We start from the raw sequence: 24,517 nt of genomic DNA, 5'->3' as shown, positions 1-24,517 counted from the left end.
GGGATCAGTCCACCGTCACGTAATCGGGGCCGGAGTAGCGGCCGGTGCTGAGCTTCTGGCGCTGCATCAGCAGATCGTTCAGCAGGCTGGAGGCGCCGAAGCGGAACCAGTGGTTGTCCAGCCAGTCCTCGCCCGCGGTCTCGTTCACCAGCACCAGGAACTTGATCGCGTCCTTGGAGGTGCGGATGCCGCCGGCCGGCTTCACGCCGATCTGTACGCCGGTCTGCGCCCGGAAGTCGCGCACGGCCTCCAGCATCAGCAGGGTGTTCGCGGGCGTGGCGTTGGTGGAGACCTTGCCGGTCGACGTCTTGATGAAGTCCGCGCCCGCCAGCATGCCGAGCCAGGAGGCGCGGCGGATGTTGTCGTACGTGGACAGCTCGCCGGTCTCGAAGATCACCTTCAGCCGGGCGTCGGCGCCGTCGGGCCGGGCGCACTCCGCCTTCACGGCGAGGATCTCCTCGTACACCTTGAGGTAGCGGCCGGAGAGGAAGGCGCCCCGGTCGATCACCATGTCGATCTCGTCGGCCCCGGCGGCCACGGCGTCGCGGACGTCCGCGAGCTTGACGTCGAGCGCGGCGCGGCCGGCCGGGAAGGCCGTCGCCACGGACGCCACCTTCACGCCGGAACCGGCCAGCGCGGCGACGGCGGTCGCCGCCATGTCGGGGTAGACGCAGACCGCCGCGGTGCGCGGGGTCGTGCGGTCGGTCGGGTCGGGATTGACGGCCTTGGCGGCGAGGGCCCGGACCTTGCCCGGGGTGTCCGCGCCTTCCAGCGTCGTCAGGTCGATCATCGAAATGGCCAGGTCGATGGCGTACGCCTTGGCCGTCGTCTTGATCGAACGGGTTCCGAGGGACGCGGCGCGCGCTTCGAGGCCGACGGCGTCGACGCCGGGCAGCCCGTGCAGGAAGCGGCGCAGCGCACTGTCGGACGCGGTCGCGTTGGAGAATGTGGGAGCTGTGGTGGGCATGGTCACCAGAGGAGCATATCTACGCGCGTAGCGACCTGTACAGGGGGCCAGGTCGTCCGAGCGTCCCGCGGTACGGGGGCGGGCGCCCCGGCACCCCTTGCGTGCGTCAGGCAGAATCGGGCCCATGACGAGCCCCACACCGCCCGCCGAGCCGACCTACGCCGACCGGACCTTCCGGTCGCCCGCCGGGATCGTCGGTGGTGTCCTGCTGCTTCTGCTCATCTGCTGGATCGGCGGGGACGCCGCGTTCCGGGGCCACGGGCGGGTGCCGTGGCTGGCGCTGGCCGGGATGCTGACCGCGGTGCCGCTGGTCGTCGCGTTCACGCTGCGGCCCGTCGTGTTCGCCAATGAGCAGCGCGTCAAGATCCGTAACCCGTTCCGGACGATCACCATGCCGTGGACCGCGGTCGCGAATCTGCGGGCCGGGTATTCGAGCGAGCTGTTCACCGAGGACGGCGCCAAGTACCAGATGTGGGCGGTTCCGGTGTCGCTGCGGCAGCGGAAGAAGGCGGCCCGGCAGCAGTCCCGGCAGTCGGTGGACGACCCGTACGGCCGGACCTCGGTGCACGCCGACGTCCGCGACAGCAAGTCCCGCATGGCGACGGCCGACCGGACCATGGCGGACCTGCGGGAGCTGGTGGAGCGCGCGAAGACGGGCGCGGGTGCGGGCGCGGCGAAGTCCGCGGAATCGCAGGCGGCCTCGGCGTCCTCGGTCTCGGTGCGCTGGGCGTACGAGGTGATCGCACCGGCGGTGGTGGGCGCGGTGCTGCTGGCGGTGCTGTTCGCGACCGGTTGAGGCGGTGCCGGGGTGCGTCCGTAAGGGGCGGACCTCGGCGTACGCACACCGGCCGGCCCTGGCCGCACCCGGGGAAGGTTCATCGCGCCGGTCGGTCTTACCCTGTCAGGGTCCTGATCGCTGCCGCACGGAGTACGCGCATGAGCCTGAATCCGGTATCCGTCGACCGCGAGCCCGCCGCCGGTGCCGTCCTGCTGACCGGCATCCCCGGGAGCGGCAAGTCCACGGTGGCCGCCGCGCTGGCCGGCCGGCTGTCCATGGCGGCCCATGTCGAGGTGGACGCACTCCAGCAGATGATCGTCAGCGGTGGGCAGTGGCCCTCGCCGGCCGGGAACGCGGAGGCCGACCGGCAGATCTTCCTGCGGGCGCGCAACGCGTGCCTCCTGGCGGACAGTTTCGCGCGGGCGGGCTTCGTCCCCGTACTCGACGACGTCGTGGTCCGCCGTTCCCACCTCGACTTCTACCGCACGACGCTGACCGTCGCACCGCTCCACGTCATCGTCCTGGCTCCCGGCCCGGCGGTCGCGGGGCAGCGCAGCCGGGCGCGGGAGAAAGCCCTGACCACGGACTGGTCGCCCCTGGACGAGGCGATGCGCTCGGAGCTCGGGCGGCGGGAGACCTGGATCGACAACGCCGCGCAGTCGGTCGAAGAGACGGTCGAGGCGATCCTGGCCGTGACGGGTCTTGCGTCCACCATCCGCACGGCCGCGGACGCCTGAGGGGAGGCCCCGGCGCCGCCCCCTCCGCCTACGCCTCGTCGGCCGGCCGGTAGGTGCACACCTGTACCCCCGTGGCGCCGGTGACGGCCGAGACCAGCTTGAGCGCGCGCAGCGCACCGTCGTCGGGGAAGATCGTCTTTCCGCCGCCGAGGATCACCGGCATGATCACCAGCCGGAGCTCGTCGACCAGGCCCTCGCTCAGCAGGGCGCGTACGAGCGTGGGGCTGCCCATGACCAGCAGGTCGCCGCCGTCGGAGCCGCACAGCTCCTTGATGCGGGCGAGGGCCTGGTCGCCGGGGATGAGCGTGGTGCCGTCCCAGGACAGCTTGTCGTCGCCCAAGGTGCTGGACACGACGTACTTCGGGATGGCGTTCATCCGGTCGGCGAACGGGTCGCCGGCCCGCTCGGGCCACGCCGCGGCCATCGTCTGCCACGTACGGCGCCCGAACAGCAGCGCCTCGGCGCCGGCCAGCGCGTCGGCGAATGCGCCGCCCACCACCTCGGGATCGAAGAACGTGTGCGACCAGCCGCCATGGGCGAAGCCGCCGTCGGTGTCCTCGTCGGGGCCGCCGGGCGCCTGCACGACGCCGTCCAGACTCATGAACTCACTGATCACGATGCGCATGGGACTCGCTCCTCAATTTTTTTCTCACTTCGGCTGTACGGCAATGAAGACTGCCGCGCCGCCCCGAAATCATCGCGGATCCTCGATCGCGTCGGAGCCGGTCGGCGGCGGCACGGTCCGAAGACGCCGAAGGGGCCGCGGACGCGGGGGACCCGTCGCCGGTGTCCCCGCCGTCACGCGGCGAGGAGTTCGAAGCAGCCGGGAGCGGCGGTCGGCACGCCGAGGAGCCCGAAGGGGCCGGGAGGGGACGGTCAGTACGCCGAGGCAGGCGATGACGAGCGCGATCCCGGTCCAGCCGAGGACGGGCAGGTGCTCGCCCACGACCAGCACCGCGAACACCGCCGCCACGGCGGGCTCCAGCAGGGACAGGGTCGTCGCGGTGCTCACGGGGACGCGGGCCAGGCCGAACCCGAACAGGACGTACCCGGTGAACATCGGCACCAGCGCCATGTAGAGGCCGACGCCCGCGTTCGTCCAGGAGGCGACCAGCGGTGCTCCGGTGGCCGACAGCACGGGCACGAGCATCAGCCCGCCCAGTCCGAACACCGCCCCCATGGCCGCGCGCGAGGCGATACCGCGGGTGATGAGACGGTGCGCCGCCCACGCGTACACGGCGTAGGTCAGGCCCGCGACCAGCCCGAGCCCCACACCGGCGACGGTCTGCCGGGCGGACCCCGCACCGGTCGCGGAACCGGCCCGCGCGGCCTCCGCCGCACACAGCAGCACGGTGCCGGCCAGTCCCAGGGCGGCCCCGGCCATCCAACGCCGGGACAGCCGCCGCCGGTCGACGATCCGTTCGATCAAGGCCGATGCCAGCGGGGCCGAGCCGATCGAGACGACCGTTCCCACCGCGACACCGGCCAGATGCATGGAGGTGTAGAACGCCAGTGGGTACAGCGCCACGCCGGCTCCCCCGACGAGCACGATCCGCCACTGAGCCCCGAGCCGCGCGCGGACCTGTGCGATGCGGCGCCCGGCCACGAGCGCCTGCAACAGGCCGCCCAGGCCCATCGCCGCGGCGCCGATCGCCAGGGGCCCCACCTGCGGCGCGAAGGTGGCCGCGGTGCCCGTGGTCCCCCACAGCACCGAGGCCAGCAGTACGGCGAACGCGCCCGCGCCCGGTCCGGCGGCGCGCCCGGCATGCCGGATCACAGGCCGTCCACCAGGTGTGCCGCCATGTCGCGTGCGCGTCGCATGCGTACGCCGTCTCCTTCGAGGCCCGCGCGCACGATGGCCCCTTCGAGCAGGAACGCCAGATGTTCCGCCGTGGCGCGGGCCCGCTCGTCCTGGCCGGGCAGCAGCTGCTGGAGATGGGCCAGGAGCAGGTCCTCGACCTGCTCCTTGTGGTGGCGCACCACCGTCCGGCCCTCGTGCCCGTTGGGCAGCTCGGCGGCGGCGTTGAGCAGCCCGCACCCCCGGAAGCCGTGCTCATAGGCGAGATCGGCATGGTCGGCGTAGGCGTCGAAGACCGCGAGCACGCCCTCCCTCGGGCCCCGCGTCCCGGCCAGGCGCCGCTGGTAGAGGCCGAGCCACTCCTCGTGCCGGGCCTGGAGGTAGGCGGAGACGAGGTCGGCCTTGGAGGCGAAGTTGTTGTAGAGGCTCATCTTCGCCACACCGGCCTCGGCCGTGATGGTGTCGATCCCTGTCGCCGCGACGCCGTCGGCATAGAAGCGGCGCGCCGCGGCGTCGAGGATCCGTCCTCGTGCGGCCCCGCGTCGCCGTGTCACCGGCTGCTTGTCGCCGGCCTTCGGATCGGTCATTCCTGCCCCTCTGCTGAATTAGGTAGACCAGTCTACCTAATCATGGGGGGCTGGTCATGACCTGGTTGTCGAAGTCGCTCCCGGGCGGTGCTCACGCACGGACCCCGGCCCGATTCCGGCGGGCCGGGGTCCATGTCACGTCAAGCGGACGGCGGGCTCGGTCACCAGTCGTAGTCGTAGTCGTCGTGCTCGATCACCCGGAAGCTTCCCCCCACTCCATTGGGGACGAAGATGCCTCCTTCGACGCGCTGCGGGAACACGCCGTTGGTGGCGCCGTAGGGTCCGACGGTGGCGACAGGGGCGCCGTTGTCGCAGGTCGCCCCGCTGAAGACCTCGACGGTCCGGCGGCTGTCGTTGAAGATGTTGAAGCTCGTGGAGCCGAGGCCGCTGGCGGCGGTGATGCAGCCGCCGGGGGACGCGGAGTACGTGCGCTCGTTGAAGTGGATCCTGCCCTCGCGCCTGTCGCGGCCCTCGCCGTAGCCCCCGCCGCCCCGGCCCTCGCCGTAGCCTCCGCCGCCGCCCCGGCCCTCGCCGTAGCCTCCTTCGTCGCCGCCTCGGCCTCCTTCGCCGCCTCGGCCTCCTCCTTCGCCGCCCCGGCCCTCGCCGTTGCCTCTGCCCTCGTCGCCCCTGCCTCCGTTGCCCTTTCCGGTGTCGCCCGCACCGTCGGGGGCCGCGGCGGGAGCGGGGGCGGCGGCGGCCTGCTGGACGATCGGGGGTGCCGGAGCCGCCGGGGCCACCTGGGCCGGCTCGGAGGTGGCGGCCGAGGTGAGGGTGCTGCCGGTGGCGATCAGGGCCGCGGCGGCCACGACCGTGCCGACGATCACGGTGGAACGTTTAGCCATGTCACTTCTCCTGTCTCAGAGAGGTCGGCTGCGCAGTCGACCCGTGACTGAACGTACTTTCGCCCCCCATACCTGTCATATCGGGCGTATCGAAAAGCTGAACCCGGGGCGCCGATCGGGACGGCGGTCACCCGTATGCCATTCAGGTGCAATCTGACAGCCCATCGGCATCCTTTGTGCGCAGGTGAATTGATGCGCCGTTCGCCTGTCCGGGCGACCTCCCGGCGCCCGCTCACCCCGGAAGCGGCGTGTCGTTCATTGACACGGTCCGGGCGGGAGCCGCCGGGACCCTCTTCCGATCGGGCTGCCAGCGGGTACGGGTGTCGGCCGAGCTTTGCGGGCCGTGCGCCGGTCCGTGCTCTCGCCGATGCGCCCGGCACTTGATCCGTTCGGGTGGGCCGAGGCATCGGCTTCATGCCGATGGCGCTGTACGGGACGGTGCGGAGTGCGGACGGCGGCGCGGCCCGCGGGGCCGGAGCGCCGCCGCGAACCCGCCTGCCCGCCTCACCTGTTGAGGAAGTCCGCACACCGGTAGGGGCCCAGCGCGGCGCCTTCGGACGGTCGCAGGGTGACCTCGACGTCGTCGGTCCTGACCTTCCGGTCGAGTACGGACTGGGCGCGTGCCAGCGTGCACACCAGCTGGCCCGTGCCCTGGTCGCGCCCCGACGACGCATACAGGCCGTCCAGGCGCACCGTGACACGGGCGCCCGCGCCGGTTGCCGAGTAGCCGCCGAGCTGGACGAGAGAGGTGAGCCCGTCGCGCTGCTCGGCCGGCGGCGGCTCCTGGCCGAGCAGCTTCAGCACCCCGTCGAGGTCCTCGACCTCCCTGTCGAGCACGGGCACTCCGCGCAGCCCGCCGGCGGACGCGTAGTACAGCCGGATCCCACGCGTCGGTCCGGACGCGGACTCGCCCGCGCCGATCACTCCGGTCGGCTGGACGCCGCACCCCAAGAGGGCGACTCCCAGCGCGGCCACCACGACTTTCTGCCGGACCTTCACTCCGCGTCCTCCCCCGTGCGTCGCAGGGGCAGCCGCAGCGTGAACACCGCGCCGCCCCGGGGTCCGTCGGCCACGTCGATCGTGCCGCCGTGCAGCCGCGCGTTCTCCAGCGCGATCGCCGTGCCGAGCCCGCTGCCCTGTCCGCTGTCGTCCACCGCGCCACGCGTGCGGGCCTCGTCCGCCTTGTAGAACCGGTCGAAGACCCGCTCCCGGGCCCCCGGCGGCAGTCCGGGGCCGTGGTCGGCGACCTCCAGCGTCACCCACTCCCCGTCCGCCGCGAGGGCCGTCCCGAGGGTCACGGTGATCGGCGGGGCTCCGTGCCGCAGCGCGTTGCCCACCAGGTTCGCGACGATGACGTCGACGCGCCGCCGGTCGACCACCGCCCGTACGTCCTCCTGGAGACGCGTCCGCACCCGGTCCGTCCAGCCGCGCAGCGCCAGCGAGGCCCGTACGGTGCCGGCGAGGTCCGTCTCGGTCGCGTTCAGCCGTGCCGCCCCGGCGTCGAAGCGGGAGATCTCCATCAGGTCCTCGACCAGCCGGGCCAGCCGTGCCGTCTCCGCGCCGACGGTACGGGCCGCCCGCGCCGCGTCCGGCGGCAGCTGGTCGGCGTCCTCTTCCAGGACGGTGGCCACCATCGTCATCGCCGCGAGGGGCGTGCGCAGTTCGTGCGACACGTCCGCCACGAAGCGGCGTGCCTTCGCCTCCTGCCCGCGCAGTTCCGCGTCGGAGGCCTGGAGCGCGTCGGCGGACTCGTTGAACGTCCCTGCCAGGTCGGCGAGTTCGTCGTGCCCGGTGACGGCGACCCGGCTGCCGAGGTCTCCGGCCGCGAGCTCGCGGGTGGCCCGGCCCAGCTTCCGTACCGGACGAAGGACCGTCCCCGCGGCCAGCAGCGCCAGGACGGCGGACAGCAGCACCACCGGCGCGATGCCCGTCCGTACGGAGTCCAGCAGGGCGGCGGTGTCGTCGCGTTCGGCCCGCAGATCGGTGATCGCGAAGACCTCCAGGCCGGAGGTGCGGTGGTCCCCGTCGGCGTACCGCACCGGCATGCCGACGACCAGATAGGGCTCGCCCCGCCACATCACCCGCTGGAACCGGGCCCCGCTCCCGGCGCGCACGGCGGCGCGCAGCTCGGCGGTGAGCCGTTCCTCCGTGTCGGCGAGCGAGTCGGAGACCGCGACGAGGTCCTGGTAGCGGACGACCACGATGCGGGCGCCGATGCCGTCCGAGACCTTCGCCGCGAACCGGGACAGCGCCCGCTGGTCGGGCGGTACGTCGAAGTCGGCGGCGACCGCGGTGACCCGCTCCCGGAGGTCGTTCACGGCGGCGTTCTGGGTGCGCTGGAGGACGGCGGTGCGGGCGTCCCGGTAGGCGAGCGCGGTCGCGGTCACGGCGCTGACGAGGGCGACGACGACGAAGGTGACGACGAGCCGGGTGCGGAGCCCGCCGACCAGCCGCCGGGTGCGCCTCTTCGGGGCAGCGCCGCGCCTGCCTCCGTCCGTGCGAATCGCAGCGGCTGTGTCCGTAGGGTTCACAGCGGCCCGAAGCGGTAGCCGAAGCCCCGCACCGTCTGTATGTAACGCGGCTTCGCGGGCACGTCCTCGATCTTGGCCCGCAGCCGGCCGACCGCCGCGTCCACCAGCCTGGAGTCGCCCAGGAAGGTGTGGTCCCAGATGGATTCGAGGAGCTGCTCGCGGCTGAGGACCCGGCCGGGGGAGGCCGACAGCTCCAGCAGCAGCCGCAGCTCGCCGGGCGGCAGCGCGAGAGGGACGCCGCGCTTGGTGACGGTCAGTCCGGCGCGGTCGATCACCAGCCCGGCGAAGCCGGCGTCCTCCTGCCGCGCCTGCCCGGACGGTTCCGCGCGCCGCAGCGCGGCCCGGATGCGGGCCTCCAGCACGGGGGCGGTGACCGGCTTGACCACATAGTCGTCGGCGCCCGCCTCCAGGCCGGTCACGATGTCCGAGTCGTCGCCGCGCGCGGTCAGCATGATGACCGGCATGGCGGTGGTCCTGGCGCGGATGCGGCGGCACACCTCGAAGCCGTCCATGCCGGGCAGCATCAGATCCAGCACGGCCAGCTCGACCTTCCCGCCCCCGGGGCCGTCCAGCAGGGCGAGAGCCGCCTCGCCGGTGGCCGCCGTGTCGACGTCGTACCCGTGCCGGCGCAGCACGAGCTCCATTCCGTCCCGTACGGACGCGTCGTCCTCGATGAGCAGTACATGCGGCATGGGGCCGATTATGAGCACGCCCGGACCGTTTCCGCCCAGCCCCTACGAGGGCGGACGCGCAGGTCGGGGGCATTGTTACGTTCTCATCATGTGGCCATGGACGGGCCATCATCCGCGGCGGCGAGCGTGCAGTGCATGAGCTTCCTCAGGACGAACCCCCGCGCCACCGCCCGGCTGCGCGTGGCCACCCTCGTGGCCGTGCCCGTACTCGCCCTCTGCGTCGCGTGCGGCGGCGATGACGGCAGCGCCGGCGGGGAGAAGAAGAAGGACGAGGCGATCGCCGACATACCGGACGCGCCGACCGCGAGCGCCACGAAGGGCGAGAGCGAACCGAGCACCGGGCCCGCGGGCAAGAGCGCCTTCTACGACGCACAGATGAAGTTCGTCCAGTGCATGCGTGCCAAGGGCGGCTACAAGGAATACCCCGACCCCGGACTCAGCGGATACCTCGACTGGACGAAGATCAACGAGATCGGCTCCCAGCCCGGCCGCAACGACGGCATCAAGGCCGGCAAGAACAACGTCTGCCTGCCCGAACTGCAGGCCGTGATGGCGGCCGAGCCCAAGCGCGACCAGCAGAAGTCCTACGAGTCGATGCTCGCGCACGCCAAGTGCATGCGGGACCACGGCGTCTCCAAGTTCACCAACCCGACCATGAGCGGCGGCAACGCGATCCCCGGCGGCGACCCGAACCCGGGGTCCCCGTCCATCGACCTGGACTCACCCGCGTACAAGCAGGCCCGCGAGGCGTGCCGGACGAAGCTGCTCGACGGCCTGGACGGCATGCAGTGAAGCACCGCACCGCGTTTCTCACGCTCGGCGCGGTGACCGTCGCCGCCGCCGTCACCGGGGGCGTCCTGTTCCTCGGCGACGGCGGCGACGCGGGCGCCTCCGGGAAGGGCGGCGACCTGCCGCCCGCCACCGCGACCGTCGTACGCACCGACCTCGTGCAGTCCAAGACGGTCGACGGCAGGCTCGACTTCGCGCAGCGCCGCCCCGTCAAGTCCGCCGTCGAGGGCACCGTCACGGTGGCCGCTTCCGAAGGCAGGACGGTGACCATGGGGCAGGCGCTGTACGAGCTGAACGACAAGCCCGTCACCCTCCTCTACGGGCCGGTCCCGATGTTCCGCGGGATGAAGGTGGGCGACCGCGGCAGCGACGTACTCCAACTGGAGCGCAATCTGCGCGACTTGGGGTACGGGTCGAAGCTGTACGTCGACATCTGGTACGACAAGGACACCGAGGCCGCCGTCAAGCTCTGGCAGAAGTCCCTGAACCGCGAGACCACCGGCAGGGTCGGCAGGGGCGATGTCGTCTTCCAGCCCGGCCAGGTCAAGGTCGTCGCCGTCGACGCGGCGCTCGCCGACCACGTCGGGCCGGACACCCCGGTCCTGACGATCGCCTCCACCAAGCCCGTCGTACGGGCGGAACTGGACCAGACCGACGGCGCGCTCGTTTCCAGGAACACCAAGGTCGAGGTCACCCTGCCGAGCGGGCGGACCGCGGCCGGCAAGGTCGCCGGGACGGTGCGCCCCGAGGAGCCCGCGTCCGGGGGCGGAGCGGGCGCCCAGGACGGCATCACCGTCGAGGTCGTCCTGGACGGCGGCGCGGGCGCCGCGTCCGGCGAGGACGCCAAGGCGTCGGCGAGCGTGAAGTTCGTCAGCGAGGCGCACCGGGGCGTCCTCGCGGTTCCCGTCGAGGCGGTCGTCGCCCTGCGCGGCGAGAACGGCGGCTACGGCCTCCAGGTCGTCCAGGGCAGCACCTCAAGGATGGTGCGGGTGGAGACGGGCATGACCGCCGACGGACAGATCGAGGTCAGCGGCCCGGACCTGCGCGAGGGCATGAAGGTCGGAGTGGCGAAGTCATGACGTCGGCCCCGGTGATCGAACTGCGGGACGCCACCAAGTCGTACCCCGGCGGCGTCCACGCCCTGCGCGGAGTGAACCTCACCGTCGAAGCGGGCGAACTGCTCGCCGTCGTCGGCCCGTCCGGCTCCGGCAAGTCCACCATGCTCAACGTCATAGGCACCCTCGACAAACCCACCACGGGCACCGTCCGGGTCGCCGGGTACGACGTGTCCCGGCTCTCCGACTCCCGGCTCTCCGCGCTGCGCGCCCGCCACATCGGCTTCGTCTTCCAGCACTTCCACCTGGCGGCGGGGCGCGACGCGGTGGACAACGTCGCCGACGGGCTGCTGTACGCGGGCGTTCCGCTGAAGGAACGGCGTGCGCGTGCGCGGGAAGCGCTGGCCGAGGTGCGGCTGGAGCACCGCTGCTCGCACACGCCGAACGAGCTGTCCGGCGGCGAGAAGCAGCGCGTGGCCATCGCCCGCGCCCTGGTGGGAGAGCCCCGGCTGCTGCTGGCGGACGAACCGACCGGGGCACTGGACACCGCGTCCGGGCAGATCGTCATGGAGCTGCTGCACGAGCTGAACGCGTCCGGCACCACCATCTGCGTGATCACCCACGACAACGGGATCGCGGACTCGCTGCCGCGCCGGGTCCGCTTCAAGGACGGCGAGATCGTCTCGGACTCGCGGTCCGGAGCGCGCCCCGCCTCCCGCACGGAAGAGGCCGGCCCATGAACAGCAACGGCCTCAAACCCGCCCGTCTCTCCCCCCGCGACATCCTCCGCGTCGGTGCGGTCGGCCTGCGCGCCCGCCGTGCGCGCGTGGTGCTCTCGGCGCTCGGCATCGCCATCGGCATCGCGACCATGGTCGCGGTCGTCGGTCTGTCCGAGTCCAGCCGCGCGGGCCTGATGGCCCAGCTCGACCGCCTCGGCACCAACCTCCTCACCGCCGAGGCGAGCGAGGACCCGATGGGGAAGCCGGTCAAACTCCCCAGGAACGCGGTCGCGATGGTCGAGCGCGTCGGCCCGGTGCGGCACGCCACGGCCACCGCCGACATCGACGCCCGCATCCGCCGCAGCGACGTGGTCCCCGAGGAGCGCACCGCCGGCGTCACCACCCAGGCGGCCCGCCTCGACCTGCTGTCCACGCTCGGCGGCGAGGTCGACAAGGGCGCCTGGCTGGATCCGGCCGACGAACGCCTCCCCGTGACGGTCCTCGGCGCGGTGGCGGCGCAGCGCCTCGGCATCACCCGCACCGGCGAGACGATCATGATGAACGACACCCGTGTGGTCGTCGTCGGCATCCTCAAGCCGCTCGAACTGGTCCCCACCCTGGACCGGGTGGCCATGGTCGGATTCCCCGCCGCCGAGCGCTACTTCGCCTTCGACGGCCACCCCACCACGGTCTTCGAGCGCTCCACGGATGCCTCGGTGGAGGACGTACGGGCGATCCTGGCCCGTACCATCAGCCCCGGCAACGAGGCGAGCGTCAGGGTCTCCCGCCCCTCGGACGCGCTGGCCGCCAAGGCCGCCACCGACAAGGGCCTGACAACCCTGATGCTCGGCCTGGGCGCGGTGGCCCTCCTGGTCGGCGGGGTGGGCGTCGCCAACACGATGGTCATCTCCGTCCTGGAACGCCGCCAGGAGATCGGCCTGCGCCGCTCGCTGGGCGCGACCCGCAACGCGATCCGGCTCCAGTTCCTGACCGAGTCGCTGCTGCTGTCGGCCCTGGGCGGAGCGACGGGCGCGCTGCTGGGCGCGGCGGCGACGTTCGGCTTCGCGCGGGTCCAGGGCTGGACGGCGGTGGTCCCGCCCTGGTCCCTGGCGGGCGGCCTGGCCGCCACCTTCCTGATCGGCGTGATCGCCGGTCTCTATCCGGCGATCCGCGCCTCCCGTCTCCACCCGACGGTCGCTCTGAACGCGACATGAGGCGGCTGCGTACGGGACGCCGTCCTGGGGCGGCGCCCCGTACGCCCCACGGGCTCCACGCCGGAAGCGCGGCCGTTGACCCGGGGCGGCGTGCCACATGCTCCCGAGCCGCACATGCGAGAGCATCGCACCTGGTCACAGGGCGTATGACGGCTGTAGCCGCAATCACCTCCCTGTGCCACGGTGAGGTCATGGAGGGCAATCGGCACACCCACGCACACGACCACCACCATCACGCGCCCCGTCACACCGGCGCCGAGCACCGGCAGGGGGCGGGAGGCGCGCTGCCGAACAGCGGCGCCGAGCACCGGCACGAGGCGGGAGGCGCGCTGCCCACGCGGCTGTGGCACCGGCTCGCCCATGTGCTCATGCCGCACAGTCATGAGGCCGGTGACAAGGTCGACGCGGTGATGGAGACCTCCCGAGAGGGGATGCGCACGCTGTGGATCTCCCTGGCGGTCCTGGGGGCGACCGCCGTCGTCCAGGCCGTGATCGTCGCCCTGTCCGGCTCGGTGGCGCTGCTCGGCGACACGATCCACAACGCCGCCGACGCACTGACCGCCGTCCCGCTCGGCATCGCTTTCGTGCTCGGGCGGCGGGCGGCGAACCGCCGCTACACCTACGGCTACGGCCGCGCCGAGGACCTGGCCGGCGTTCTCATCGTGGCGACCATCGCCGCGTCCGCGGCCCTGGCCGCCTGGGTGGCCGTCGACCGGCTGCTCAACCCCCGTGACATGACCCACCTGTGGGCGGTCTCCGCGGCTGCCCTGACCGGGTTCGTCGGCAATGAGTGGGTCGCCCGCTACCGCATCCGGACCGGCCGCAGGATCGGCTCCGCCGCGCTGGTCGCCGACGGCCTGCACGCCCGTACCGACGGTTTCACCTCGCTCGCCGTCCTCCTGGGGGCCGGCGGTGCCGCCCTCGGGCTCCAGGCGGCGGACCCGGTCGTCGGTCTGCTGATCACTCTCGCCATCCTGCTGGTTCTCAAGGACGCGGCCCGCGAGGTCTGCCGGCGTCTGATGGACTCGGTCGACCCCGCCTTCGTCGAAGCCGCGGAGCGCGCGCTGCGCGGTGTGGAGGGGGTCCTGGACATCGGGCAGGTGCGGATGCGGTGGATCGGCCATGTCCTGCGCGCCGAGGCCGACATCGTGGTCGGTCCACGCCTGACCGTCGTCCAGGCGCATGAGTTGGCCGTCGACGCCGAGCATGCCCTGATCCACGCGATTCCCCGGCTGACCGCCGCGACCGTCCATACCGACCACGCCCCCATCGGCAGCAGGGACCCGCACGCGGCCCTCACCCACCACGCCGAGCGGCCGGGGGGCCACCGCCCCCGGCGCCCTGCACCAGCCGGCACAGGGCGGTTCTGAACCCGTCGTTCAGCCCGGTCGGGATGGTCGTGGTCACGATGGCGCCGACCAGCAGCGTCACCAGGGTGATGAGAGAGCGAGGTATGCGACGCCGGTCTGCCCCCGGTCCGTCCTTCTTCGGTGCCCGCTCTTCGTCCGCATGCCTGTGAGCCCCCTGCGCGACCCGCTCGACCGACCCCCGTCCGCCGTGGGCGGCACAGAAGCGGAAGAAGCGATCCCGAGAGGGTCACAGGACCCGGTTCCGGACCCATACGCCGACCGGGCCCGGACCTCGTGCAGGTCCCGGGCCCGGCCGACGTGGTGGCGCGGTGTCAGATCCCGGCTGCCGCCGCCAGGTCCCGCTTGATCCCGGCGAGCAGCTGGGCGCCCTTCGCACGGGCCGCGGGCAGCTCTTCCACCGAACCGACCGGCACCACGACCTCCAGGTAGCACTTGAGCTTCGGCTCGGTGCCGCTCGGGCGGACGATCACCCGGGCGCCCTGGAGCCGGTAGCGCAGCCCGTCGGTGGGCGGCAGCTGCCCGGTGCCCCGGGACAGATCCTCGGCCGAGGTGACGGCGAGTCCGGCGAGCGCGGCCGGAGGCTGCTCGCGCAGCCGCCGCATGGCGTCCGCGATGACCGACAGATCCTCCACCCGGACCGACAGCTGGTCGGTGGCGTGCAGCCCGTGGGTGACCGCGATGTCGTCGAGGAGATCGAGGAGTGTGCGCCCCCGCTCCTTGAGTACGGAGGCGAGTTCGGCGACCAGGAGCGCGGCCGTGATGCCGTCCTTGTCACGCACGCCGTCCGGGTCGACGCAGTAGCCGAGCGCCTCCTCGTACCCGTACCGCAGACCCTCCACGCGGGCGATCCACTTGAAGCCGGTGAGGGTCTCCTCGTACCCGAGGCCCGCCTTCTCGGCGATCCGGCCGAGCAGCGAGGAGGACACGATCGACTCGGCGAGGACACCGGTCGCGCCGCGGTCCACCAGATGGGCGGCGAGCAGCGCGCCGACCTCGTCGCCGCGGAGCATCCGCCAGCCACCGTCGGCGGCCGGGTCCGGGACGGCGACGGCGCAGCGGTCGGCGTCCGGGTCGTTGGCGATGACGATGTCGGGGTCCGTGCGGCGCGCGGTGGCGAAGGCGAGGTCCATCGCGCCGGGCTCTTCCGGGTTGGGGAAGGCGACGGTGGGGAACGCCGGGTCGGGCTCGGCCTGCTCGGCGACGAGCACCGGGGCGGGGAATCCGGCGCGGTCGAAGGCGGCCGTCAGCACGGACGTACCGACTCCGTGCATCGCCGTGTACACGACGCGGGCGGTACGCGGCGATCCGGCGGCGAGCACGGTGTCCGTACGGGCCAGGTAGGCGTCCAGGACCTCTTCGCCGAGGACCTCCCAGCCGTCGTCGGGGCGGGCCACGCCGTCGAGCGGGCCGACCGCGGCGATGGCGGCGGCGATCTCGCCGTCCGCCGGGGGGACGATCTGGGAGCCGTCGCCGAGATAGACCTTGTAGCCGTTGTCGCGGGGCGGGTTGTGACTGGCGGTCACCTCGACGCCCGCGACGGCGCCCAGGTGCCGCACGGCGTACGCCAGCACGGGCGTGGGCAGCGGGCGGGGGAGCACCGCCGCGCGCAGGCCCGCACCGGTCATCACGGCCGCGGTGTCGCGGGCGAAGTCGGCCGACTTGTAGCGGGCGTCGTACCCGATGACGACGAGTCCGCCGCCCTGCCCCCCGGCCTTCAGGAAGGCGGCGAGCCCGGCCGCGGCGCGGATGACGACCGAGCGGTTCATCCGCATCGGCCCGGCGCCCAGCTCGCCGCGGAGTCCGGCCGTGCCGAACTGCAGCGTGCCGGCGAACCGTGCGGCGAGCTCGTCGAGGTCCTCGGCGGCGATGAGCTTGGCGAGCTCGTCGCGGGTCTCGGGATCGGGGTCCTCCGCGAGCCACGTCCTGGCCTGCGCGATGAGGTCCTGCTGCACGGTGTCCGCCTTTCTGCGGGGTGGGGCGGGGCTCGTCACTGTCGAGCCCCACCGGCGTTCGAGGAGCGGGCGTCCGGGGCGGCGTCCCCGGTCGGGGGCAGGGGACGGGCCCGCCGCGGGCGCATCGCACCCGCATCGCACCCCACCCCCGGCACCGCCGGATCCGCTCAGATCCGTTCGAGCACCCGTGCCAGCAACGCCCCCATCCGCGTGGCCGAATCGCGCCCGGCCTGCAGCACCTCTTCATGGTTGAGCGGCTCGCCGCTCAGGCCCGCCGCCAGGTTGGTGACCAGGGAGATGCCCAGCACCTCGGCCCCCGCCTCCCGTGCGGCGATCGCCTCCAGCACGGTGGACATGCCGACCAGGTCGCCGCCCATGACGCGGACCATGTTGATCTCTGCGGGGGTCTCGTAGTGCGGGCCGGGGAACTGCACGTACACACCCTCTTCGAGGGTCTCGTCGACCTCCTTGCACAGCGCGCGCAGCCGCGGCGAGTACAGGTCGGTCAGGTCGACGAAGTTGGCGCCGACGATGGGGGAGGCCGCGGTCAGGTTGATGTGGTCGCTGATCAGGACCGGCTGGCCGGGGCGCATGCCCTCGCGCAGACCGCCGCAGCCGTTCGTCAGGACGACGGTCTTGCAGCCCGCGGCGACGGCGGTGCGCACCCCGTGGGCGACGGCGGCGACGCCGCGGCCCTCGTAGAAGTGCGTCCGGCCGAGGAAGACCAGGGCACGCTTCTCGCCGATCCGGTACGAGCGGATCGTGCCGCCGTGGCCCTGCACGGCGGGCGCCGGGAAGCCGGGCAGGTCGGTCACCGGGAACTCGGCCTCCGGGGTGCCGAGCGCATCGACCGCGGGTGCCCAGCCGGAACCCATCACGAGCGCGACGTCGTGGGTCTCGGCGCCGGTCAGCTCGCGCAGGCGGGCGGCGGCGTCGTCGGCGGCGGCGTACGGGTCGCCCTGGATGTTGTCCGGAATAACTGATGCGTTCACGCGGATGAGGGTAACCGGTGATTCCCTACGCGCGTAGATGCTCATGCGCAGAGTCTGTGTGCGCTTCCTCGTACATTCACACAAAAGCCCTGGTCCGCCAGGCCCTGTCCTGCCGATCTTCGCGGGCCCGGAACGCCTGGCACAGCACCTCGCCGCGTTGTCGGAGTCGCCCAAGTACGTACCAGTACGAGGGCGATCCTCCGCCTTGCGATGCACCGCACCGGACGCCCCGGGCCGATCCACGAAGATCGACGGGACAGGACCTGGGCCGGCGGGGTCAGCAGGGTCGCTTGCGCAGTTCCATCACATAGTCGTGCGGCGCGCCCGCGGACTCCGCGGCATCCGCGATCTCGCCCAGATAGCGCGCGGACGGCAGCCCGCCCTCGTACCCGTTCAGCACGTACATCCAGGCCGGCTCCTCGCCGTCCAGGGTGTGCACGCGCACCCGCATCCGCCGGTAGATGTCCAGACCGACACCCTCCCACCGGTCCATGGAGTCCTCGTCCATCGGCGCGATGTCGTACAGCGCCACGAAGACCTGGGAACGGGGGGCCTCCACGACTGTGGCGAGCGCGCCTTCCCAGCCCATCTGCTCCCCGCCGAAGGTCAGCCGCCAGCCGTTGAGCCAGCCGGTGCCGCGCAGCGGGGAATGCGGTGCGCGGCGCGTCATCAGCCGCGCGTCGAGGTTGCCGGCGTACGCGGCGTAGAGCGACATGGGTCCGAGGGTACGGGAGGTGATGGGGAGAACGTCGATTCCTGTGAGGAAGACCCCGTACGGGGTTCCGTTTCCCGTCCCGGACCCCCGTCGAGCACGCCCCGGCGCACGTATGGAGGGCCCCGGGACGAAGGACCTTGGCGCGTGCGGGACAATGAAGTACGTACTGCATTCCCCGGGGCGACCCCCCGGACCCCCGGCCGCGGTAGCGGACGGCCGCGGGATGACACATGCGAGGCGGACTTTTCGTGACCCGGATCGTGATCATCGGCGGCGGACCCGGCGGGTACGAGGCGGCGCTGGTGGGCGCCCAGCTCGGCGCGGAGGTGACCGTCGTCGACTGCGACGGCCTCGGCGGCGCGTCCGTGCTCACCGACTGCGTGCCCTCGAAGACCCTGATCGCGACGGCCGAGGTGATGACCACCTTCGACTCTTCGTACGAGGAGTTGGGCATCATCGTCGCGGACGACACCCCGCCCATCGAGCAGGCGGCCCGCGTCGTCGGTGTCGATCTCGGCAAGGTCAACCGGCGGGTGAAGCGCCTGGCGCTCGCCCAGTCCCACGACATCACCGCCTCCGTCACCCGTGCGGGGGCGCGCGTGATGCGGGGCCGGGGCCGTCTCGAAGGCCTCCAGGCCGCCGACGGCTCCCGCCAGGTCGTCGTGACCGCCGCCGACGGCACGGAGGAGGCGCTCACCGCCGACGCCGTGCTGATCGCGACCGGCGGCCACCCCCGGGAGATTCCGGATGCGCTCCCCGACGGCGAGCGCATCCTGAACTGGACCCAGGTCTACGACCTCGACGAGCTCCCCGAGGAGCTCATCGTGGTCGGCTCCGGCGTGACGGGCGCCGAGTTCGCGGGCGCCTACCAGGCGCTCGGCTCGCGCGTCACCCTCGTCTCGTCCCGCGACCGGGTGCTGCCGGGCGAGGACCCGGACGCGGCCGCCGTGCTGGAGGACGTCTTCCGCCGCCGCGGCATGAACGTCATGGCCCGCTCCCGCGCCCAGGCGGCCAAGCGGGTCGGCGACCGGGTCGAGGTCACCCTCGCAGACGGCCGGGTCATCTCCGGTTCGCACTGCCTGATGGCGGTCGGCGCGATCCCGAACAGCGCGGGCATGGGCCTGGAGGAGGCCGGGGTCCGGCTCAAGGAGTCCGGCCACATCTGGACCGACAAGGTCTCCCGCACCAGCGCCCCGGGCGTCTACGCGGCCGGTGACGTCACCGGGATCTTCGCCCTCGCCTCGGTCGCCGCCATGCAGGGCCGGATCGCGATGTACCACTTCCTGGGCGACGCGGTGGCGCCGCTGAATCTGAAGACGGTCTCCTCGAACGTCTTCACCGACCCCGAGATCGCCACCGTCGGCTACAGCCAGGCCGACGTCGACGCCGGCCGGATCGACGCCCGGGTGGTCAAGCTGCCGCTGCTGCGCAACCCGCGCGCCAAGATGCAGGGCATCCGTGACGGCTTCGTCAAGATCTTCTGCCGGCCCGGCACCGGGATCGTGGTCGGCGGCTGCGTCGTCGCGCCGCGGGCGAGCGAGTTGATTCACCCGATCTCGCTCGCGGTCGACAACAATTTGACGGTCGAACAGATCGCAAACGCTTTCACCGTGTACCCGTCGCTGTCGGGATCGATCGCGGAAGTGGCCCGTCAGTTGCACACCCGCAAGCTCGCGGGCGAGGCGTAAGAGGCTTCGGAGCCAGGCAATCCCCGGCAACTCCCGGCAAGTCGGGTGACCGGAGGACCGTCGGGCGATCAGTACGGAACAACAAGGGGGCCGCCTCTACCACTTGGCGGCCCCTTGTATGCGCAACTTCTCTTATTCGGCGCAAACTGCTGAAAACACTCGGGCGGTCACGTTACTGTCAGTTTCGTGTTCGCTGCAGAACGTCGTCAGTTGATCCTCGAAATGGTGCGTGCCAACGGGGCGGTATCGCTCCGTGAGCTCGCCCGCGTCGTCCAGACCTCCGAAGTGACCGTACGGCGGGACGTGCGGGCACTGGAGGCAGAAGGACTCCTCGACCGCCGGCACGGCGGTGCGGTCTTGCCGGGCGGTTTTACGCGGGAGTCCGGCTTTCCGCAGAAATCCCATCTCGCGACCGCGGAGAAGACCGCCATCGCCGACCTGGCCGCCGGTCTCGTCGAAGAGGGCGAGGCCATCGTCGTCGGTGCCGGTACGACCACGCAGGAGCTGGCCCGCCGGCTCGCGCGGGTCCCCGGTCTGACCGTCGTCACCAACTCCCTGCTGGTCGCCCAGGCGTTGGCCCATGCCAACCGGGTGGAAGTGGTGATGACCGGCGGAACGCTGCGCGGCTCCAACTACGCCCTGGTGGGCAGCGGTGCCGAGCAGTCCCTCCAGGGGCTGCGGGTCTCGCGCGCGTTCCTCTCCGGGAGCGGGCTCACGGCGGAGCGCGGCCTCTCCACGTCCAACATGCTCTCGGCGAGCGTGGACCGGGCCCTGGTGCAGGCTGCGGCGGAGGTGGTGGTCCTGGCGGACCACACCAAGCTCGGCTCCGACACCATGTTCCAGACGGTGCCGACGGATCTGATCACCCGCCTGGTGACGGACGAGCCGCCCGGCCACGACGACCGTGCCGCCACCGAACTGCAGGCCTTGGCGGATCAGGGGGTGCAGATCGCGGTGGCCGGCGCGGGCAGTGGCCCCGCACCGGCCGAAGCCCTTCCCCCGGGCCGTCAGGCCCGCCGTGACATGCCGCTGCCCGGTCAGCGCCGTACGCGCGGAGGCGGCCCCGGGGGGCCGGGCCCGCAGCAGTTGCGCAGCGCGGGGGTCCTGGCGGAACAGGGCCAGGGAGACCGGGCGAGAGTGGCGGATCTGCGGCGCCGGTAGCGAGCGGTGCGGTGCGGGTGCGGTTCGTCAGCCGCGCGCCCGTTCCGCACCGCACCCGGCGGAATCAAGCCTTTCCGGCGGTCGATGACCGGGGGACCCGGGGCGGCGCCACCGGTCACGGGCAGGGGCGGGCGGAGGGACGAGCCCCGCACCGCGGCCCCGCGACGCCCACACCCGCCCCTCAATTCGCCTCCGCGTTCGGCCCCTTCAGTCCCTGCAAGGTAAGCATCAGCAGTCGGCTCGCCAACTCCGTGTCGTCCGGAGACTGTTCCGCGGCCAGCGCGATCGCGTTCGTCAGCTGCATCAGGTCGTCTATGGACACGTCCGCCCGCACGGCCCGGCTCGCCTGGGCCCGCTCCAGCAGCACCGCTCCCGCTTCGCGCAGCGGCACATTGCACTGCGACAGCGCCGAGGTCTCGTCCCGTGACGTCGACATGAGCGCCTGGGCGAGCCCGCGGTACTCGCCCGCGTGGGTGATGATCGCGCCCAGCCACTCCACCAGGCCCCGGCACGGCTGCTGTGCCCCCGCGAGCTCCCGGGACCGGTTGATCAGGGAGGTCAGGGCCTCCTGGAAGACGGCGTTCATCAGCGCGTGCCGGTTCGGGAAGTGCCGGTACAGCGTGCCGATCCCGACGCCCGCGCGTCGCGCGATGTCCTCCAAGGACGCGTCGGTGCCGTGTTCCGCGAAGGCGGTACGGGCCTCGCCCAGCAGCCGGTCGTAATTGCGGCGCGCGTCGGCCCGCATGGGCCGGGCCGATGTCTGTGCCGTGCTCATCGCCATTGCGCAGTCCTCCCTTTTTCCGCCCCGGGGTCCAGGATGCCATCGCGTATCGGGAGGAAGCCTCCGGATTGTTTCGGAGGTAATCTCCGCTTTGGCGTCCCCCGGAGGCGGGACCGCCATGCCGGCCGGTCCGGCCCGGGTGCTCAACGCGTACACCCTCGCCTTCGGCGGGCCGATGCTCGTCGGAGGCCGGCTGAGAGATCCCATCGACCGCCGCCGCGCGTGGCTTTCCGGGGCTGACCCCGGTCCTGCTGCTCGCCGCGAGGACGCCCGCCGCACCGTCCGCTGCGTCGCTCGTCGAGGAGTGGCACGGCGCCGACGGCCAACGGCCGGGGCCCCTGCCGAGTCGTACGACTCCGCAGGGGCCCCGGCGCGAGGACAGGCCGACCCCGTGGGTCAGTCCTTGATCTCGCAGATCACGGCGCCGGACGAGATCGAGCTGCCGACCTCGGCGGCGAGTCCCTTGATGGTGCCGGCACGGTGCGCGTTGAGCGGCTGCTCCATCTTCATGGCCTCCAGGACGACGACCAGGTCGCCCTCCTGGACCTGCTGGCCCTCCTCGACGGCCACCTTGACGATGGTGCCCTGCATCGGGGACGCCAGTGTGTCGCCGGAGACCGCGGAGCCGGACTTCTTCGCCGCCCGGCGCTTGGGCTTGGCGCCCGCCGCGAGTCCGGTACGGGCCAGGCTCATCCCCAGCGACGAGGGCAGCGAGACCTCAAGACGCTTGCCGCCGACCTCGACGACGACGGTCTCGCGACCGGTCTCCTCCTCCGCCTCCACATCGGCGGTGGCGGTGAAGGGCTTGATGTCGTTGACGAACTCGGTCTCGATCCAGCGGGTGTGGACCCGGAACGGGTTGCTGGTGAACGCCGGGTCGGCGACGACCGCACGGTGGAACGTGATGGCGGTGGCCATGCCCTCGACATTGAACTCGGCCAGCGCGCGTGCCGCCCGCTGCAGCGCCTGCTCACGGGTCGCGCCGGTCACGATGAGCTTCGCCAGGAGCGAGTCCCAGGCGGGCCCGATGACGGAACCGGACTCCACGCCCGCGTCGAGGCGGACACCGGGGCCGGTCGGCGGGGAGAAGACGGTGACGGTGCCCGGGGCGGGCAGGAAGCCGCGGCCCGGGTCCTCGCCGTTGATCCGGAACTCGAAGGAGTGCCCGCGCAGGGCGGGGTCGTCGTAGCCGAGCTCCTCGCCGTCGGCGATGCGGAACATCTCGCGGACGAGGTCGAGGCCGGTGACCTCCTCGGTGACCGGGTGCTCGACCTGGAGCCGGGTGTTGACCTCCAGGAACGAGATGGTGCCGTCCGTGCCGACGAGGAACTCCACGGTGCCCGCACCGACGTAACCGGCCTCCTTGAGGATGGCCTTCGACGCCGCGTACAGCTCCGCGTTCTGCGCCTCGGAGAGGAACGGCGCGGGGGCCTCCTCGACCAGCTTCTGGTGGCGGCGCTGGAGCGAGCAGTCACGGGTGGAGACGACGACGACGTTGCCGTGGCTGTCGGCCAGGCACTGCGTCTCGACGTGGCGCGGCTTGTCGAGGTAGCGCTCCACGAAGCACTCCCCACGGCCGAACGCCGCCACGGCCTCACGGACCGCGGAGTCGTACAGCTCCGGGATCTCCTCCAGTGTGCGCGCGACCTTCAGCCCGCGACCGCCACCACCGAAGGCGGCCTTGATCGCGATCGGCAGCCCGTGCTGCTCGGCGAACGCCACGACCTCGGCGGAGCCCTCGACCGGCTCCGGAGTGCCGGCCACCAGCGGGGCACCGGCACGCTGTGCGATGTGCCGGGCGGCGACCTTGTCGCCGAGGTCCCGGATCGCCTGCGGCGGCGGGCCGATCCAGGTCAGACCCGCGTCCAGCACGGCCTGGGCGAACTCGGCGTTCTCCGACAGGAAGCCGTAGCCCGGGTGGATCGCGTCCGCCCCGGAGTCCTTGGCAGCCTGGAGCACCTTGGCCATGTCCAGATAGCTGGCGGCCGGGGTGTCACCGCCCAGGGCGAATGCCTCGTCGGCCGCGCGTACATGCAGAGCGTCGCGGTCCGGGTCGGCGTAGACGGCCACGCTCCCGATCCCGGCATCCCGGCATGCCCGAGCAACACGGACAGCAATTTCGCCACGGTTGGCGATGAGCACCTTGCGCACGATGGCTCCCTCCTTGAAACAAGCTGAGTTTAGGGACTACCGACACGGTCCTACGACCCGTCCCCACTGGTGAGCTTGCCCACACGGAGTGTGATTCGAGGCTTGCTCAAGTCGCGAAATCCCTTGTGGCACCACGGTACGCCCGGATTCATGACCGCACAGTAGCCACGAGGTGTGGTCCAGGTCTCTGTTCGTGCAAGCAGCCCAGTCCGGCGTTTCTTTGTCGAGTCCCCACTAATGGGCGAACGATTCTTTGCCCGACGCACGAGGGCGCGACAAGGGGGGCGCGGGGGAAGCGCACAGGTACGCGTCAGGAGTGTCTGGCGGAGGCGAAGGATGCCGGGGCCCTTGTCCCGGGCGTTACCCATTAGTAGGGTCCGCGCTATCGCACGTACTGCAGGTAACAGGGGGTGATCACCGTGGTGCGCAGACCGGTGGCGTTCGTGGCGGCGATCGTGCTGTTCGTGGAGGCCGTGGGCATCGTGGTCGTCAACGGCATCCTGGCGACGGTCGTCAAGAACCAGGACATGTCGCTGGCCGGGCTGGAACCCGCCGCCATGGTCAACGGCACCTGGGCGATGGGCGGTGTCTTCGGGCTGTATCTGCTGCTGTGCGGGCTGGTCCTCCTGCTGACCGGCATCCGCGACCGGGCACCCGGCCGCGTCGGCCGCATCGCCCTCATCACCTGCGCCGTGGTGCACGGGGTGCTGGGCGCGCTGACCGTGGGGCTGGTCGGCTGGGCCGCGTTCGCGTGCCTGATGGTGGTGCTCGGGCTGATCGTGCTGGCGCTGGTGGCGTACGGGCCCGAGCCCGGGACCGGCCGGCCCGCCGAGGACGCCGGGCCGAACGCTCCGGCTCCCGTCTGACCCGCACGGCCCGACCCGCATGGCCCGACCCGGACGGACTGGTCCGAACGGTCGTCAGCCGACCGCCCGCACGCCGCGGACCAGCGTCCGGTCCTCCTTGACGCGATCGACGACTGGAACCCGACTCGAACG

General features: G+C 72.2%; 23 protein-coding genes. 10 read left to right on the top strand and 13 right to left on the bottom strand.

What is annotated here, in order from left to right; all coding sequences use genetic code 11:
* Window positions 1-4: 4 nt before the first annotated feature.
* On the bottom strand, window positions 5-967 hold the full coding sequence (gene deoC / locus ACZ68L_RS08095; protein ID WP_469575302.1) for a deoxyribose-phosphate aldolase: 963 nt from the start codon (window positions 965-967) through the stop codon (window positions 5-7).
* A 124-nt stretch (window positions 968-1,091) separates the two neighbouring features.
* Between deoC and ACZ68L_RS08090 the strand changes: the two genes are divergently transcribed.
* Together ACZ68L_RS08090 and ACZ68L_RS08085 are read left to right on the top strand one after the other, a co-directional pair.
* Entirely contained in the window at window positions 1,092-1,763 is a 672-nt protein-coding gene (locus ACZ68L_RS08090) for a PH domain-containing protein (RefSeq protein ID WP_469575102.1), read from the top strand.
* A gap of 140 nt (window positions 1,764-1,903) precedes the next feature.
* Window positions 1,904-2,482 carry an AAA family ATPase gene (locus tag ACZ68L_RS08085; RefSeq protein WP_469575100.1) on the top strand — a complete coding sequence of 193 codons (579 nt, stop codon included), beginning with the start codon at window positions 1,904-1,906 and terminating at the stop codon, window positions 2,480-2,482.
* Window positions 2,483-2,510: 28 nt separating this feature from the next.
* Here ACZ68L_RS08085 and ACZ68L_RS08080 read toward each other — a convergent pair whose 3' ends face one another.
* The 7 genes from ACZ68L_RS08080 to ACZ68L_RS08050 form a co-directional block, all read right to left on the bottom strand.
* Window positions 2,511-3,107 carry a dihydrofolate reductase family protein gene (locus ACZ68L_RS08080; RefSeq protein WP_469575098.1) on the bottom strand — a complete coding sequence of 199 codons (597 nt, stop codon included), beginning with the start codon at window positions 3,105-3,107 and terminating at the stop codon, window positions 2,511-2,513.
* Window positions 3,108-3,176: 69 nt separating this feature from the next.
* Complete coding sequence (locus ACZ68L_RS08075; RefSeq protein WP_469575096.1) at window positions 3,177-4,259, bottom strand: DMT family transporter; 1,083 nt, start codon at window positions 4,257-4,259, stop codon at window positions 3,177-3,179.
* On the bottom strand, window positions 4,256-4,867 hold the full coding sequence (locus tag ACZ68L_RS08070) for a TetR/AcrR family transcriptional regulator (RefSeq protein WP_469575093.1): 612 nt from the start codon (window positions 4,865-4,867) through the stop codon (window positions 4,256-4,258). The genes ACZ68L_RS08075 and ACZ68L_RS08070 overlap by 4 nt, the downstream gene beginning before the upstream one ends.
* A 161-nt stretch (window positions 4,868-5,028) precedes the next feature.
* Window positions 5,029-5,709 carry a hypothetical protein gene (locus ACZ68L_RS08065; protein WP_469575090.1) on the bottom strand — a complete coding sequence of 227 codons (681 nt, stop codon included), beginning with the start codon at window positions 5,707-5,709 and terminating at the stop codon, window positions 5,029-5,031.
* A 504-nt stretch (window positions 5,710-6,213) separates the two neighbouring features.
* A complete protein-coding gene (locus tag ACZ68L_RS08060; RefSeq protein WP_469575088.1) occupies window positions 6,214-6,708 on the bottom strand; it encodes a GerMN domain-containing protein in 495 nt (164 codons plus the stop codon).
* Window positions 6,705-8,213 (bottom strand): ATP-binding protein, encoded by a 1,509-nt coding sequence (locus ACZ68L_RS08055; protein ID WP_469575300.1) that lies wholly within the window; start codon window positions 8,211-8,213, stop codon window positions 6,705-6,707. Before ACZ68L_RS08055 ends, ACZ68L_RS08060 begins: the two co-directional genes overlap by 4 nt.
* A gap of 23 nt (window positions 8,214-8,236) precedes the next feature.
* On the bottom strand, window positions 8,237-8,932 hold the full coding sequence (locus ACZ68L_RS08050) for a response regulator transcription factor (protein WP_469575085.1): 696 nt from the start codon (window positions 8,930-8,932) through the stop codon (window positions 8,237-8,239).
* 135 nt (window positions 8,933-9,067) lie between these two features.
* Here ACZ68L_RS08050 and ACZ68L_RS08045 point away from each other — a divergent pair, with 135 nt between their 5' ends.
* The 5 genes from ACZ68L_RS08045 to ACZ68L_RS08025 all read left to right on the top strand — a co-directional run bounded on the left by ACZ68L_RS08045 (window position 9,068) and on the right by ACZ68L_RS08025 (window position 14,079).
* Complete coding sequence (locus ACZ68L_RS08045) at window positions 9,068-9,724, top strand: hypothetical protein (protein ID WP_469575083.1); 657 nt, start codon at window positions 9,068-9,070, stop codon at window positions 9,722-9,724.
* Window positions 9,721-10,800 (top strand): peptidoglycan-binding protein, encoded by a 1,080-nt coding sequence (locus ACZ68L_RS08040; protein WP_469575080.1) that lies wholly within the window; start codon window positions 9,721-9,723, stop codon window positions 10,798-10,800. The genes ACZ68L_RS08045 and ACZ68L_RS08040 overlap by 4 nt, the downstream gene beginning before the upstream one ends.
* On the top strand, window positions 10,797-11,516 hold the full coding sequence (locus ACZ68L_RS08035; RefSeq protein WP_469575078.1) for an ABC transporter ATP-binding protein: 720 nt from the start codon (window positions 10,797-10,799) through the stop codon (window positions 11,514-11,516). The genes ACZ68L_RS08040 and ACZ68L_RS08035 overlap by 4 nt, the downstream gene beginning before the upstream one ends.
* A complete protein-coding gene (locus ACZ68L_RS08030) occupies window positions 11,513-12,709 on the top strand; it encodes an ABC transporter permease (protein ID WP_469575075.1) in 1,197 nt (398 codons plus the stop codon). The genes ACZ68L_RS08035 and ACZ68L_RS08030 overlap by 4 nt, the downstream gene beginning before the upstream one ends.
* Window positions 12,710-12,900: 191 nt before the next feature.
* Entirely contained in the window at window positions 12,901-14,079 is a 1,179-nt protein-coding gene (locus ACZ68L_RS08025) for a cation diffusion facilitator family transporter (protein ID WP_469575073.1), read from the top strand.
* Between the two features lie 311 nt (window positions 14,080-14,390).
* On the opposite strand, the gene ACZ68L_RS08020 is transcribed toward ACZ68L_RS08025, so the two are convergent.
* From ACZ68L_RS08020 to ACZ68L_RS08010, 3 genes are all read right to left on the bottom strand, one after another.
* Window positions 14,391-16,031: a phospho-sugar mutase gene (locus ACZ68L_RS08020; protein ID WP_469575070.1), complete on the bottom strand. Its 1,641-nt coding sequence runs from the start codon at window positions 16,029-16,031 to the stop codon at window positions 14,391-14,393.
* A 167-nt stretch (window positions 16,032-16,198) separates the two neighbouring features.
* Entirely contained in the window at window positions 16,199-17,023 is an 825-nt protein-coding gene (locus ACZ68L_RS08015; RefSeq protein WP_469575068.1) for a purine-nucleoside phosphorylase, read from the bottom strand.
* 277 nt (window positions 17,024-17,300) lie between these two features.
* On the bottom strand, window positions 17,301-17,738 hold the full coding sequence (locus ACZ68L_RS08010; protein WP_351082125.1) for a gamma-glutamylcyclotransferase family protein: 438 nt from the start codon (window positions 17,736-17,738) through the stop codon (window positions 17,301-17,303).
* A gap of 248 nt (window positions 17,739-17,986) precedes the next feature.
* On the opposite strand from ACZ68L_RS08010, the gene ACZ68L_RS08005 reads away from it, so the two are divergent.
* Both ACZ68L_RS08005 and ACZ68L_RS08000 read left to right on the top strand, forming a co-directional pair.
* The gene (locus ACZ68L_RS08005) at window positions 17,987-19,426 is read left to right on the top strand and encodes an NAD(P)H-quinone dehydrogenase (protein WP_469575298.1); all 1,440 of its coding nucleotides are present in this window, start codon (window positions 17,987-17,989) and stop codon (window positions 19,424-19,426) included.
* Window positions 19,427-19,612: 186 nt separating this feature from the next.
* The gene (locus tag ACZ68L_RS08000; RefSeq protein ID WP_469575064.1) at window positions 19,613-20,587 is read left to right on the top strand and encodes a DeoR/GlpR family DNA-binding transcription regulator; all 975 of its coding nucleotides are present in this window, start codon (window positions 19,613-19,615) and stop codon (window positions 20,585-20,587) included.
* A gap of 181 nt (window positions 20,588-20,768) precedes the next feature.
* Here the strand turns inward: ACZ68L_RS08000 and ACZ68L_RS07995 are convergent, their stop codons facing one another.
* Both ACZ68L_RS07995 and ACZ68L_RS07990 read right to left on the bottom strand, forming a co-directional pair.
* A complete protein-coding gene (locus ACZ68L_RS07995; protein ID WP_469575062.1) occupies window positions 20,769-21,368 on the bottom strand; it encodes a TetR/AcrR family transcriptional regulator in 600 nt (199 codons plus the stop codon).
* Window positions 21,369-21,764: 396 nt separating this feature from the next.
* Window positions 21,765-23,519, bottom strand: coding sequence for an acetyl/propionyl/methylcrotonyl-CoA carboxylase subunit alpha (locus ACZ68L_RS07990; protein ID WP_469575060.1), 1,755 nt, complete (start codon window positions 23,517-23,519; stop codon window positions 21,765-21,767).
* A 410-nt stretch (window positions 23,520-23,929) separates the two neighbouring features.
* Between ACZ68L_RS07990 and ACZ68L_RS07985 the strand changes: the two genes are divergently transcribed.
* The gene (locus tag ACZ68L_RS07985) at window positions 23,930-24,385 is read left to right on the top strand and encodes a hypothetical protein (RefSeq protein WP_469575058.1); all 456 of its coding nucleotides are present in this window, start codon (window positions 23,930-23,932) and stop codon (window positions 24,383-24,385) included.
* Window positions 24,386-24,517: the final 132 nt, after the last annotated feature.

The sequence above is a fragment of the Streptomyces sp. NPDC104309 genome, from assembly GCF_055584025.1.
Note: the sequence above shows the minus strand (reverse complement) of the source record. Positions and strands in the feature narration are given on the sequence as shown.